Genomic DNA, 12,612 nt, shown 5'->3' with positions numbered 1-12,612 from the left:
ATAAGATAATAGAAATGAGTAATCCAGAACGGGAAGTCACTGATATAGCAGAAATACTGGCTATTCTCAGTAAACACGAAGTGTGTCGGATAGGGTTTAACGACAATCTCTGTCCGTATGTTGTCCCCGTAAATTTTGGCTACGAGTATCAGAACGGACGCTGGATATTTTATTTTCACGGCGCACGCACCGGGAAAAAGATGCGTCTGTTACGTAAGAACCCGGCAGTATGCATTGAAATGGACGGCGACCATGCATTACTACGTGCCGATGACCCCTGTGATTATAGCTACGCCTACACCAGCGTTTTCGCCACTGGACTGGCATCGATATTGCAAACGCGCGAGGAGATGCGCCACGGCCTGGACGTCATTATGCGCCAGACCGATCCGGGAAAAACCTTCAATTATCGGGAAGATATGATGAAAGCGGTTTGCGTGGTGCGTATCGAATGCGACGCCCTCACCTGCCGCCGACATCTGGCGACTCAGAGCGAATAAGTCAGATATCACAAGCGCCTTATCCGGCCTGGAGGCGATTTACAGGCCTGATAAGCGCAGCGCCGTTAATACAAAAAAGGAGCCTTACGGCTCCTTTTTCTTCCATATCGCCCATCAGGCGTTTTTCAATACTTCGCTAACGATTTCAACGGCTTCTTTCTCAATCTGCTTGCGATGCTCTTCCCCCAGGAAGCTTTCGCAATAGATCTTGTAAGCGTCTTCCGTACCGGATGGACGCGCGGCGAACCAGCCGTTGTCGGTCATTACCTTCAGGCCGCCAATCGATGCGCCATTACCCGGCGCTGCGGTAAGACGCGCGGTGATCGGGTCGCCTGCCAGCGTGCTGGCGCTCACCATTTCCGGAGACAGTTTAGACAATGCCGCTTTCTGGGCCGAGGTCGCTGCCGCCTGCAGACGGTTATAGCTCGGCGCGCCAAAACGCGCTGCCAGTTCATTGTAATGCTCTTGCGGGTTTTTCCCGGTAACGGCGGTGATTTCCGCCGCCAGCAGGCACATGATGATACCGTCTTTATCGGTAGACCACGGCGTACCGTCGAAACGCAGGAACGAAGCGCCCGCGCTCTCTTCCCCGCCGAAACCAAAGCTGCCGTCGAACAAACCGTCAACAAACCATTTGAAGCCTACCGGCACTTCCACCAGCTTGCGTCCCAAGTCATTCACCACGCGGTCAATCATCGCGGAAGAGACCAGCGTTTTACCGACAGCCACGTCTTTGCCCCACAGCGGACGATGCTGGAACAGATAGTTAATGGCGACCGCCAGATAATGGTTCGGGTTCATCAGCCCTGCAGGCGTCACGATGCCATGACGGTCGTAGTCCGGGTCGTTGGCGAAGGCCAGGTCAAACTTGTCACGCAGCGCCAGCAAACCCGCCATCGCACATTCGGAGGAGCAATCCATACGGATCGCGCCGTCTTTATCAAGGTGCATAAAGCGGAAGGTTTGATCAACCTGATCGTTAACTAACGTCAGGTTAAGTTTGTAATGCTCAGCGATACGTTTCCAGTATTCAATACCGGAGCCGCCCAGCGGATCGACACCCAGCGTCAGACCGGCTTTCTGAATCGCCGCCATATCAACGATATCCGCCAGCCCTTCGACAAACGGCTGTACCAGATCTACCGCTTTAACGTGGCCCGAGGCCATTGCCGCATCCAGAGAGATGCGCTTAACGCCTTGCAGGCCGCCCGCCAACAGCGCATTGGCGCGATCTTCTACCACTTTAGTGACGTTGGTATCCGCCGGGCCGCCATTGGGCGGATTATATTTAATACCGCCATCTTCCGGCGGGTTGTGCGACGGCGTAATGACAATACCATCAGCCAGCGGGCCGCCTTTTTTGTTATGGACCAGGATAGCATTTGACACGGCAGGCGTTGGCGTAAAGCCATTATTTTCCTGCACGATAACGTCTACGCCGTTTGCCGCCAGCACTTCCAGCACGGAAATGAAGGCCGGTTCCGAGAGCGCATGGGTGTCTTTCCCCACATAGCAGGGGCCGGTAATGCCATTTTTCGCCCGCTCTTCAGCAATCGCCTGGGCGATCGCCAGAATATGCGGTTCGTTGAAACTGTGACGACCTGCGCTGCCGCGATGGCCGGAAGTGCCAAATTTCACGGCATGTTCTGCATTCCCTGCCTCCGGTTTCAGTACATAATACTGCGCCGTCAGTTGGGCGACGTTAATCAAATCACTCTGTTGCGCGGGTTGTCCTGCGCGGTTGTGGATTGCCATTGCCTGGTCCTTCTAATGCAAGGATTAAATTGTTCCGCAAACCTTTTCAATCAATTCCGCCGGGAATTGCATTGACTGCATGATGTGTTCGATCATGCTGCATTTACGGCCGGTGTTGGTGTTGGTGATCACCCAGTACGGCGTGCCGGGAACGTGCTTAGGTTTAGTTTGATTCCCATTTTTCAGCAGCGTTTGTTCATCCGCCGCAAAATAGACGCGCGTGCGACCATGCAACGACTCCGTCGCCTCCGCAAACGCGTGGTGATCCAGTGAATAGAGTGTAGTCAGAATCAGCATAAAGCGGTTGACCGCTTTTTTCTGCTCGGCATATTCGTCAGACAACAGCAGCTCACGCATCGCGCGAACTTTGTCTTTTACCGGGTTAACCGGTTTCGCTTCGGCAACGGGTTGCGCCGCAGGCGTCCCCTTCACCGCTGAAGCCGTTGGCTGTGTCGTGGCGGAAAACTTCAACATACGCCGTAAAATGTCGGATGCGCTCTCGCCGATATGCTTGGTGTGGCTGGCAATATAGCTATAGAGTTCATCATCAACTTCAATCGTTTTCATCTTAATCCAGTGCGATGTCTTTGCTGAATACAAGTCATTGGGATTATAGGAACAAATCCCAACAGCGGATAGCGTTAAGCCCGGCTGACAAAAAAACTCGGAGTAAACCTTAGAGGTTGCAGCCCAGTGGCAGAATGGTCAACATAATACCCTAACCCGACAGAGCGAAAAAAAGAACTTTGCCATGAAATTAAACATCCGAGCGCAATCTGCACAAAACCTGCACAATAATTCCCCCATCGTTCTCGTTCATGGCCTGTTTGGCAGCCTGGACAACCTCGGCGTACTGGCGCGCGATCTGGTGACCGATCACGACATTATTCAGGTCGATATGCGCAATCATGGTTTATCGCCGCGCGATCCGGTCATGGATTATCCGGCAATGGCCCAGGATCTTCTGGATACGCTTGACGCGCAGCAGATTGAAAAAGCGACGTTTATTGGTCATTCCATGGGCGGAAAAGCGGTAATGGCGCTGACGGCGCTGGCGCCCGATCGCATCGATCGTCTGGTCGCGATTGATATCGCCCCCGTGGATTATCACGTTCGCCGCCACGATCGCATTTTCGCGGCCATTAATGCCGTCAGCGAATCCGACGCGACATCCCGCCAACAGGCGGCAGGGATTATGCGCCAACACCTCAACGAAGAAGGCGTGATCCAGTTTCTGTTAAAATCCTGGGCTGAAGGTGAATGGCGTTTTAATGTTCCGGTATTATGGGAGCAGTATCCGCATATCGTCGGCTGGGAAACCATTCCGCCCTGGGAACATCCGGCGCTGTTTATTCCAGGCGGTAACTCGCCGTACGTGACCGAAGCGTACCGCGACGCGCTGCTGGCGCAATTCCCTTTGGCGCGCGCGCATGTGATCGCCGGCGCGGGCCACTGGGTACATGCCGAAAAACCAGAGGCGGTTCTGCGCGCCATCCGCCGTTATCTGCACGATAAACGCTAACTGATTAAAAACTCATCGCCTGTGCGCGATTACGCGCGCGGGCGTTGGCGTCGCTTCCTCGCTGATGTATGATGGCGCGCTATCCATCCGGGCATAAGCCTGGCTGATTGTTTCCCCCGAAGTCACCAAAATCATGGCCAAAGAACAAACGGACCGTACGACATTAGATCTGTTCGCGCACGAGCGTCGCCCGGGACGACCTAAAACGAATCCGCTTTCGCGCGATGAACAGTTACGCATCAACAAGCGCAACCAGTTAAAACGCGACAAAGTTCGTGGCCTCAAGCGTGTCGAATTAAAACTCAACGCACAAGCGGTTGACGCGCTGAATGAGCTGGCCGAAGCGCGCAACATTAGCCGCAGCGAGCTCATTGAAGAAATATTAATGAAGCAGCTTATGGCGCTGCGCGGCCAGGGTTTAGTCTGAAAATAAGTTTTGTTTCATATTTCGTGTAGCAGAGCGTGCAGTCCCGCGTGATTGCTGTTTCCGCATATCTGCCTGTTCTGCTATGATTGCCCTTATCCGTGGGCAATTCGCCACCACCATTTCAATAAGTTTCAAGAGGTTATTTTACTCATGGCAATCACTGGCATCTTTTTCGGCAGCGACACCGGTAATACCGAAAATATCGCAAAAATGATTCAAAAACAGCTTGGTAAAGACGTTGCCGATGTGCATGACATTGCAAAAAGCAGTAAAGAAGACCTGGAAGGGTATGACATTCTGCTGCTGGGCATCCCAACCTGGTACTATGGCGAAGCGCAATGTGACTGGGATGACTTCTTCCCGACTCTCGAAGAGATTGACTTTAACGGTAAGCTGGTGGCGCTGTTTGGCTGTGGCGATCAGGAAGACTACGCGGAATACTTCTGTGATGCGCTGGGCACGATTCGCGACATTATTGAGCCGCGCGGCGCCACGATTGTGGGTCACTGGCCAACTGCAGGCTATCATTTTGAAGCCTCTAAAGGTCTGGCTGACGACGATCATTTTGTCGGTCTGGCGATTGACGAAGACCGTCAGCCTGAACTGACCGCCGAGCGTGTTGAAAAATGGGTTAAGCAAGTTTCGGCTGAATTGCACCTCGACGACATCCTCAACGCCTAATCTTATGCGGCGCAGCGTTATATCTGCGCCGCATCAATAGACAAGACCAATCAAAATAATTGCTACAAATTTGTAACTTTCGCACCCATCCCTGTACAATGTCCGGGTGTAATCAGGTGGCGCCAGAATTTGCAGGCAAAACCACAGTTTTATTAATATCTGCGAGAGACTTGCGGTTTTCATTTCGGCATGGCAGTCCTATAATGATACGCATTATCTTGAGTGCAATTTCTGTCACTTCTCTAATGAAGTGAATCGTTTAGCAACAGGACAGATTCCGCATGACTGACAACAATACCGCATTAAAGAAGGCTGGCCTGAAAGTAACGCTTCCTCGTTTAAAAATTCTGGAAGTTCTTCAGGAACCAGATAACCATCACGTCAGTGCGGAAGATTTATACAAACGCCTGATCGACATGGGTGAAGAAATCGGTCTGGCAACCGTATACCGTGTGCTGAACCAGTTTGACGATGCCGGTATCGTGACCCGCCATAATTTTGAAGGCGGTAAATCCGTTTTTGAACTGACGCAACAGCATCATCACGACCATCTTATCTGCCTTGACTGCGGAAAAGTGATTGAATTTAGTGATGACTCTATTGAAGCGCGCCAGCGTGAAATTGCGGCGAAACACGGTATTCGTTTAACTAATCACAGCCTCTATCTTTACGGCCACTGCGCTGAAGGCGACTGCCGCGAAGACGAGCACGCGCACGATGACGCGACTAAATAAGTGTAAATCTTTCGAAGAGCCAACCGCCCGGTTGGCTTTTTTATATCCTCCTCTTTCCTGCCGCTTGATGTTGATTTAATGTAAAAAACGCTATCGCATCTCAGGAGAGCAGGAATGGAGCTTCGCCAGTTACGCTATTTCGTGCGTATTATTGAAACCGGCAGTATGGGCAGCGCCGCACAGGATCTTGATATTGGCGTTTCAGCATTAAGTCAACAGATGTCCCGTCTGGAAAACGAGCTTGCTATCCGTCTGCTGCAGCGCACCTCGCGCGGCGTAACGCCAACCAACGCCGGGCTGGCCTTTTATTCACAGGCGCAACTCGCCCTGCGTCATGCCGACGACGCGATTCTCGCCGCCAGAGAAGCGCGCCTTTCCGGTCATGTGAGCGTAGGAATGGCCCCCAGTACCGCCTCCATACTGGGTATACCGTTTATCCATGCCATGCAGGAAAACTATGCCGATGTCCGACTGCATGTGGTGGAAAGCTTGTCCGGTAATCTGGAAAGAATGATCAATACCCGCCAGATTGATTTAGCCGTTGTCTTTCAAAAAGATAAAATCCTGCGCTGGAGCGCCAGACCGATCCTTGAAGAACAGCTTTTTCTGATTGGCTCCCATGCCCTGCTGGCGGCGCTTCCTGATAACCCGATCACACCTGAACAACTGGCAGGCATTCCGCTCATTATGCCAAGCCAGGGACACGGGCTGCGCGGCAGGCTGGACGCTGTCTGCCAGGAACATGCGCTTAACGTTGAAATCGTCGCGGAAATTGACGGCCTGGCGTTGTTGATGCGCGCCGTGCGCGACGGTCTTGGCGCCACGTTGCAGCCCGGCGCGGCGATTTCTCATCTGGATAACGACGCGCTACGCGTGATCGGCGTCCATAATCCGGTACTCAGCCGCCCCAATTTTTTAGTCAGCCTGTCGGATGATGAACTGACGCCCGCCGGCCTTGCCGCCAGAGTAGTCCTTACCAAAATTATGCGTCAGTTAGTCGACGCCGGTGAATGGCCAGGCGCAACCCTTTACGCTTACTAAACCCCTGTTTAGCGCTACCTGATAGCGCGCCGCTTATTTATCCGTATACATTCCAATTACAAATTTAACAAATAGTTAAATGGTACGGGAGTATAAGATGGTTGATGTACTGGTGATAGGCGGAGGCAATGCCGCATTATGCGCCGCCCTGACCGCACGGGAAGCGGGCGCATCGGTTCTGCTGCTGGAGGCTGCCCCGCGGGAATGGCGCGGCGGAAATTCTCAGCATACACGAAACCTGCGCTGTATGCATGATGCGCCGCAGGATGTGCTGGTAGAAAGCTATCCTGAAGAGGAATTCTGGCAGGATCTGTGGCGAGTCACCGACGGCAACACCAACGAGGCGCTGGCGCGGCTGGTCATTCGCACCTCTTCGCAATGCCGCGACTGGATGCGCAAACATGGCGTTAACTTTCAACCGCCACTATCTGGTGCGCTCCACGTTGCGCGCACCAATGCGTTTTTTATGGGCGGCGGGAAAGCGCTCGTCAATGCCTATTACCGTAGCGCCGAACGGCTGGGCGTACAGATTCGCTATAACACGCCGGTTCACGCGCTTGAACTTCATGACGGCGAATTCGTGGCAGCGCTGGCGGGTAGCGAACGTATTACCGCCAAAGCCTGCGTATTAGCGGCTGGCGGTTTCGAATCAAACCGTGAATGGCTGCGGGAAGCCTGGGGAGAAAACGCCCGCGGCGAATGGCCCGCGGATAATTTTCTGATTCGCGGCACGCGTTTTAACCAGGGCGTATTACTCAAATTTATGATGGATGCCGGCGCGGATATCATTGGCGATCCGTCCCAGTCGCACTGCGTAGCGATTGATGCCAGGGCGCCGCTGTACGACGGAGGTATTTGTACTCGCGTGGATTGCGTATCGCTGGGTATTGTCGTGAATCGCGACGCCGAACGTTTTTATGATGAAGGCGAAGATTTCTGGCCGAAGCGTTACGCCATTTGGGGGCGGCTGGTGGCTCAACAGCCAGGACAAATTGGCTATTCGATTATTGACAGCAAAGCCATCGGCCACTTTATGCCGCCGGTTTTTCCTGGCGCGCAGGCCAATACGCTGGCTGAACTGGCCTGCCAGTTGGGGCTGGACGCGGAAAAATTTACCCATACCGTCACGCAGTATAACCAGGCCTGCCAACCCGGTCATTTTGATCATACCTTGCTTGATGACTGCGCTACTAAAAACCTGACGCCGGCGAAAACCCACTGGGCGCGCCCGCTTGATGCGCCGCCCTACTACGGTTATGCGCTGCGACCCGGCATCACGTTTACCTACCTGGGCCTGAAAGTCAATGAACGTGCCGCGGTGCATTTTGCCGGTCATCCAAGCCGCAACCTGTTTGTTGCCGGCGAGATGATGGCAGGAAATGTTCTGGGCAAGGGGTATACCGCAGGCGTAGGCATGTCTATCGGCACAACCTTTGGCCGCATTGCGGGAATAGAAGCCGCCCGCGCGGCGCACAAGGAGGCGCAGCATGAAACAGCTTGAAAAATTAATCATTGAGGCCACCGTGCTTACCGAACCGGAAGCCGAGGTCGAACGCGTCATGCAAGTATGTAACGCGTGTCGCTACTGCGAAGGTTTTTGCGCGGTATTTCCGGCGATGACCCAGCGACTCGAATTCGGTAAAGCCGATATTCATTATCTGGCGAATTTATGTCATAACTGCGGCGCCTGCCTGCACGCGTGCCAGTACGCGCCGCCCCATGAATTTGCCATTAACGTGCCGAAAGCGATGGCGCAAGCCCGCCTGGAGACATATCAACAGTATGCCCAGCCCGCTGCTTTTGGCGCGTTATACCGCCGGGCGGGGATCACCGTCGCGCTGGCGCTGATAGTCGGTCTGACGCTCTTTTTATTACTGGCGATGGCGCTGAAAGGGTCGCTGATTCATCCGCCGCTGGCCGGTGACTTCTATCAAATTTTTCCGCATAGCCTGCTGGCATGGATGTTTGGCTCAGTTTTTGTGCTGGCAATCGGTTTGCTTATGGCGGGCGTAATTCGCTTCTGGCGTGAGATCTCGCCGGGCGTACCGCGTTCGGTGGAGATTGCCGAAGCGTCGCACAATGCGTTAACGCTGAAATATCTCGACGGCGGTCACGGCAAAGGCTGTAACGAAGCGGACGATGCATTCACGCTGCTGCGCCGTCGCTTTCATCACTTTACCTTCTACGGTTTTATGCTCTGTTTTGCCGCCACGGTCGTGGCGACGGGCTATCACTACGTCGCCGGTTGGGAAGCGCCCTACCCGTTCTTTAGCCTGCCGGTCATGCTCGGCACGCTGGGCGGTATCGGTCTGCTTATCGGCCCGGCCGGGCTACTGTGGCTCAATCTGCGGCGGTCGCCGTTACATGGCGATGCGCGCCAGAAACCCATGGATCGCGGCTTTATTCTGCTGCTGTTCTTAACCAGCCTTACCGGGCTGGCGCTGCTGGCAGGCAGAGACACCAGCGGAATGGGCATACTGCTGGCGCTCCATTTAGGCGTGGTGATGGCGCTCTTTCTTACCCTTCCCTACGGAAAATTCGCCCACGGATTTTTCCGCTGCGCGGCCTTACTCAAATGGGCAGTTGAGAAGCGACGCGGAAAACATGCGGGGGATACAGGCAACTGACCCGCAACATCTTACCCATAAAACAATAAAGACAGTGGAGAGCAAACCCTATGGCACAACACACACCTGCAACATCGCGCGCCGGCACGTTCGGCGCAATACTGCGCGTGACAAGCGGCAATTTTCTTGAACAGTTTGATTTTTTCTTGTTCGGATTTTACGCCACCTATATCGCCAGAACGTTTTTTCCGGCGGAAAGCGAATTTGCCTCATTAATGTTGACCTTTGCCGTCTTTGGCTCCGGTTTTTTAATGCGCCCCGTCGGCGCGATTGTGCTTGGCGCCTATATTGACAGAATCGGACGCCGTAAAGGGCTGATGGTGACGCTGGCGATTATGGGCTGCGGTACGTTGCTCATCGCCCTCGTCCCCGGCTACCAAACGATCGGCCTGGCAGCGCCTGCGTTGGTGCTGTTGGGCCGGTTATTACAAGGATTTTCTGCGGGCGTTGAGTTAGGCGGCGTCTCAGTCTATCTGTCCGAAATCGCAACGCCAGGCAATAAAGGGTTTTATACCAGCTGGCAATCCGCCAGTCAGCAGGTTGCGATCGTTGTCGCCGCGTTGATTGGTTATAGCCTGAATATCACGCTGGGACACGACGCGATATCGGAGTGGGGCTGGCGAATTCCGTTCTTTATCGGCTGTATGATCATTCCGCTGATTTTTGTTTTACGTCGTTCATTACAAGAAACAGAAGCGTTTTTACAACGCAAGCATCGCCCCGACACCAGGGAAATTTTTGCAACTATCGCCAAAAACTGGCGCATTATTACAGCCGGAACGCTGCTGGTGGCGATGACCACCACAACATTTTATTTTATCACCGTTTATACGCCGACCTATGGCAGAACCGTGCTTAATCTCAGCGCGCGGGACAGTTTGATCGTCACCATGTTGGTGGGGGTATCCAATTTTATCTGGTTACCCATTGGCGGCGCGATTTCCGACCGGATTGGCCGTCGCGCCGTGTTAATGGGCATTACGTTGCTGGCGCTGATCACCACCTGGCCCGTCATGCAGTGGCTGACCGCCGCGCCCGACTTTACCCGCATGACGATGGTACTGCTGTGGTTCTCTTTCTTTTTTGGCATGTATAACGGCGCAATGGTCGCGGCGTTAACCGAAGTGATGCCAGTCTATGTGCGTACCGTTGGTTTCTCGCTGGCCTTTAGCCTGGCGACGGCGATTTTTGGCGGCCTGACGCCGGCCATCTCTACCGCGCTGGTAAAGTTAACCGGCGATAAAAGCTCGCCCGGCTGGTGGCTGATGTGCGCAGCGTTATGTGGACTTGCCGCGACGGCGATGCTGTTTGTACGTCTGAGTCGCGGCTATATCGCGGCAGAAAATAAAGCCTGAAAAAACCACGGGCGGAAAACATTCGCCCGTGGGTGGCAAGGCAGGGTTTTATTGCACGTTATTATGACTGCGAATTTCCTGCCAGACCTTATCGCAGTCAGCCTTGACCGCCTGATCGTTACCCGTGCGCGTCGCCTGAATGCACTGCTGATAGTCCAGTACCCGCACGCTTTCTTCGTTAGCAAATTGCTGATGTTTGCGCTCTTTTTTAAGGACATTCAGTACACTTTGGCAGGCCTCTATCTTCTCAGGCGAGCCCTGTGCGGTATTGATACAGGCGCTGTACGCCTCTTTCAGCCGACTATCTTCTTCCGGCGCGGGTGATGACGCGCAGGCCGTCAAACCGGCGGTCATGCTGGCGATGAGTAAAATTTTTTTCATAGGTCGTTCCTCAACAGCGCGGCAGACCGGCAGCCTGCCGCATCTGACATCAGAAAATAGTGAATGGCGCAATAACGATAAATTTCACGTCACGTTCATCCTGGAAGATGTTGCCGTAACCACCGCCCCAGCTTGGAATATTGGAGTGGTTGTCATATTCGGTGAAGTGCAGTTTGAACATGGTGCCTTTGGCACGCCCCTCCTGCAGGGTATAGACCGCATCCAGACTGTATGAGGACTCTTCGATAGTGCGGTTTTTGTCGTAGTAAGCATCCGGGTTACTTTGCCAGGTTGCCGGTTTAGCATCCCAGGCGTAAACGTAAGACGCGCCCACAGCCCAGCCCGGCAGATTCCAGTTTTTCAGGTCATACATCGCGCCGAAGAAAACCGCCTTTTCACCGTTAGCGTTAAAGTCGGAGCGGTTATCCCACCAGATATCCAGACGACCGTTTGAAGAGGCGTAGGTTGGCGTCATACGTTGCAGAAAATAGCCCTGCTGACCGTCCGCTTTCACCCAGGTACCTTCCAGACGCAGGTCAACCACTTCCGCGACTTTGTAGCCGAAGGTCAACGCCTGCAGCCAGGCCGTACCGTCGTAAATATCATTCACGCTGCGATCGTCTACTTTGTCGCGCGCGCCGTAGAACTGGTAACTGGTGGTGAACGGATTGCCGCCTAAATCAAATTTATAGCTGGCCTTCGCGAAATATTGATCGACATAGCCTTCGGACTGACCAAACGCCGCTTCCAGCACCAGATCATTTTTGAAGTCGTACTTCGCGCCGATGGAGTGGAGGTAGTCCACATTGGTTTTTTTATCCGCCTGATAAAACTTATCCATTTCGGTATGCCACGGCGCTTTATATTCGTTAGTCCACATGTAGGAAAAACTTAACGCGCCCGCATCGCCATAGTCAAAACTGGCGCCAGCTTCCGCACCCTGATAGGTACCCGGCATAAAACTCCAGTGCGGCGCTAACAGCGTCTGACCGGTAGGCTGAATATAACCGGCGCGCGCCCAGACCGGGCCATATTTAAATTTCGCTGCGGCTTTATAAAGACTGATACCGCTCTTATCGCCGGAATAGTCTTCGTCGTAGCCTTTATTCTTTTTCGAGAAGGCAATTTCGTTTGGATGACCGCTGTCGCCGTTTTCTGCCATTTCAATCGCGGTAAACGCCGCGATATCCAGACCGAACATATCCGCAGCGTAACCAGACTGAAAATCCAGGTTAGCGTTCCAGGTCGCATGAGAAAGGTTAGTTTTATATTTGTCGCCGTCGGTCACATCTTTGCGATCGCGTTCACGCTGCCAATAATAGATGCCGCCCGTTAACGTGGAGTCGTCGAAAAAGCCGGAGGCTTGCGCCTGCGGAACAACGATCCACCCCGACATTGCTGTGATACCGGCGATAGCCAGAGCCAGCGTACTACGTTTGCCACTAAACGTACGCATAAGTTAATCCTCTTTGACGTATAAATTGCTGCCGACAAAAGCGAACAGCGAAAAAATAAAAATAAAAAGTAGCGCTGAGAAATCTCATTTACTACGTTAAATAGACTATTTTTCGCGATGCGAATTATCAATC

General features: G+C 53.4%; 13 protein-coding genes and 1 pseudogene. 10 read left to right on the top strand and 4 right to left on the bottom strand.

All coding sequences use genetic code 11. The annotated features are described in order from the left end of the window. Positions 1-14: 14 nt before the first annotated feature. The gene (locus tag ACLJQJ_RS02185; protein WP_020898552.1) at positions 15-500 is read left to right on the top strand and encodes a pyridoxamine 5'-phosphate oxidase family protein; all 486 of its coding nucleotides are present in this window, start codon (positions 15-17) and stop codon (positions 498-500) included. A 114-nt stretch (positions 501-614) separates the two neighbouring features. On the opposite strand, the gene pgm is transcribed toward ACLJQJ_RS02185, so the two are convergent. Both pgm and seqA read right to left on the bottom strand, forming a co-directional pair. Then, positions 615-2,255 (bottom strand): phosphoglucomutase (alpha-D-glucose-1,6-bisphosphate-dependent), encoded by a 1,641-nt coding sequence (gene pgm / locus ACLJQJ_RS02180; protein ID WP_000974385.1) that lies wholly within the window; start codon positions 2,253-2,255, stop codon positions 615-617. 24 nt (positions 2,256-2,279) lie between these two features. Beyond that, the gene (gene seqA / locus ACLJQJ_RS02175; protein WP_000848395.1) at positions 2,280-2,822 is read right to left on the bottom strand and encodes a replication initiation negative regulator SeqA; all 543 of its coding nucleotides are present in this window, start codon (positions 2,820-2,822) and stop codon (positions 2,280-2,282) included. Between the two features lie 184 nt (positions 2,823-3,006). Here seqA and ybfF point away from each other — a divergent pair, with 184 nt between their 5' ends. The 9 genes and pseudogenes from ybfF (at position 3,007) to tcuC (ending at position 10,642) form a co-directional block, all read left to right on the top strand. Next, positions 3,007-3,777, top strand: coding sequence for an esterase (ybfF, locus tag ACLJQJ_RS02170; protein WP_000773245.1), 771 nt, complete (start codon positions 3,007-3,009; stop codon positions 3,775-3,777). 133 nt (positions 3,778-3,910) lie between these two features. After that, positions 3,911-4,204 (top strand): LexA regulated protein, encoded by a 294-nt coding sequence (gene ybfE, locus ACLJQJ_RS02165; RefSeq protein ID WP_001040939.1) that lies wholly within the window; start codon positions 3,911-3,913, stop codon positions 4,202-4,204. A gap of 150 nt (positions 4,205-4,354) precedes the next feature. Then, positions 4,355-4,885 (top strand): flavodoxin FldA, encoded by a 531-nt coding sequence (fldA, locus tag ACLJQJ_RS02160; RefSeq protein ID WP_001018621.1) that lies wholly within the window; start codon positions 4,355-4,357, stop codon positions 4,883-4,885. A gap of 203 nt (positions 4,886-5,088) precedes the next feature. Further along, positions 5,089-5,174: pseudogene (locus ACLJQJ_RS02155) on the top strand (ryhB-regulated fur leader peptide). Beyond that, positions 5,167-5,619 (top strand): ferric iron uptake transcriptional regulator, encoded by a 453-nt coding sequence (fur, locus tag ACLJQJ_RS02150; protein ID WP_000131699.1) that lies wholly within the window; start codon positions 5,167-5,169, stop codon positions 5,617-5,619. Before ACLJQJ_RS02155 ends, fur begins: the two are co-directional and overlap by 8 nt. A 114-nt stretch (positions 5,620-5,733) precedes the next feature. Next, complete coding sequence (gene tcuR / locus ACLJQJ_RS02145; protein ID WP_042948010.1) at positions 5,734-6,660, top strand: tricarballylate utilization LysR family transcriptional regulator TcuR; 927 nt, start codon at positions 5,734-5,736, stop codon at positions 6,658-6,660. Between the two features lie 97 nt (positions 6,661-6,757). After that, the gene (gene tcuA, locus ACLJQJ_RS02140; RefSeq protein ID WP_000228705.1) at positions 6,758-8,161 is read left to right on the top strand and encodes an FAD-dependent tricarballylate dehydrogenase TcuA; all 1,404 of its coding nucleotides are present in this window, start codon (positions 6,758-6,760) and stop codon (positions 8,159-8,161) included. Further along, on the top strand, positions 8,148-9,287 hold the full coding sequence (gene tcuB, locus ACLJQJ_RS02135; protein WP_001525430.1) for a tricarballylate utilization protein TcuB: 1,140 nt from the start codon (positions 8,148-8,150) through the stop codon (positions 9,285-9,287). Before tcuA ends, tcuB begins: the two co-directional genes overlap by 14 nt. Before the next feature lie 50 nt (positions 9,288-9,337). Continuing rightward, positions 9,338-10,642, top strand: coding sequence for a tricarballylate/proton symporter TcuC (tcuC, locus tag ACLJQJ_RS02130; RefSeq protein WP_063808909.1), 1,305 nt, complete (start codon positions 9,338-9,340; stop codon positions 10,640-10,642). A gap of 48 nt (positions 10,643-10,690) precedes the next feature. Here the strand turns inward: tcuC and chiQ are convergent, their stop codons facing one another. Together chiQ and chiP are read right to left on the bottom strand one after the other, a co-directional pair. Then, positions 10,691-11,023, bottom strand: a complete 333-nt coding sequence (gene chiQ / locus ACLJQJ_RS02125; protein WP_000722260.1) for a ChiQ/YbfN family lipoprotein — start codon at positions 11,021-11,023, stop codon at positions 10,691-10,693. A gap of 49 nt (positions 11,024-11,072) precedes the next feature. Next, positions 11,073-12,479: a chitoporin ChiP gene (gene chiP / locus ACLJQJ_RS02120; protein ID WP_001258803.1), complete on the bottom strand. Its 1,407-nt coding sequence runs from the start codon at positions 12,477-12,479 to the stop codon at positions 11,073-11,075. Positions 12,480-12,612 lie beyond the last annotated feature (133 nt).

The organism is Salmonella sp. SAL04202 (assembly GCF_046550775.1).
GTDB lineage: Bacteria > Pseudomonadota > Gammaproteobacteria > Enterobacterales > Enterobacteriaceae > Salmonella > Salmonella enterica.
Note: the sequence above shows the minus strand (reverse complement) of the source record. Positions and strands in the feature narration are given on the sequence as shown.

What these genes read in the sequence shown, in the direction of transcription:
- seqA (WP_000848395.1), bottom strand. Translation starts at nt 2,822, where the DNA reads ATGAAAACGATTGAAGTTGATGATGAACTCTATAGCTATATTGCCAGC.
- chiP (WP_001258803.1), bottom strand. Translation starts at nt 12,479, where the DNA reads ATGCGTACGTTTAGTGGCAAACGTAGTACGCTGGCTCTGGCTATCGCC.
- tcuR (WP_042948010.1), top strand. Translation starts at nt 5,734, where the DNA reads ATGGAGCTTCGCCAGTTACGCTATTTCGTGCGTATTATTGAAACCGGC.
- fldA (WP_001018621.1), top strand. Translation starts at nt 4,355, where the DNA reads ATGGCAATCACTGGCATCTTTTTCGGCAGCGACACCGGTAATACCGAA.
- chiQ (WP_000722260.1), bottom strand. Translation starts at nt 11,023, where the DNA reads ATGAAAAAAATTTTACTCATCGCCAGCATGACCGCCGGTTTGACGGCC.
- ybfF (WP_000773245.1), top strand. Translation starts at nt 3,007, where the DNA reads ATGAAATTAAACATCCGAGCGCAATCTGCACAAAACCTGCACAATAAT.
- pgm (WP_000974385.1), bottom strand. Translation starts at nt 2,255, where the DNA reads ATGGCAATCCACAACCGCGCAGGACAACCCGCGCAACAGAGTGATTTG.
- ACLJQJ_RS02185 (WP_020898552.1), top strand. Translation starts at nt 15, where the DNA reads ATGAGTAATCCAGAACGGGAAGTCACTGATATAGCAGAAATACTGGCT.
- tcuA (WP_000228705.1), top strand. Translation starts at nt 6,758, where the DNA reads ATGGTTGATGTACTGGTGATAGGCGGAGGCAATGCCGCATTATGCGCC.
- ybfE (WP_001040939.1), top strand. Translation starts at nt 3,911, where the DNA reads ATGGCCAAAGAACAAACGGACCGTACGACATTAGATCTGTTCGCGCAC.
- fur (WP_000131699.1), top strand. Translation starts at nt 5,167, where the DNA reads ATGACTGACAACAATACCGCATTAAAGAAGGCTGGCCTGAAAGTAACG.
- tcuC (WP_063808909.1), top strand. Translation starts at nt 9,338, where the DNA reads ATGGCACAACACACACCTGCAACATCGCGCGCCGGCACGTTCGGCGCA.
- tcuB (WP_001525430.1), top strand. Translation starts at nt 8,148, where the DNA reads ATGAAACAGCTTGAAAAATTAATCATTGAGGCCACCGTGCTTACCGAA.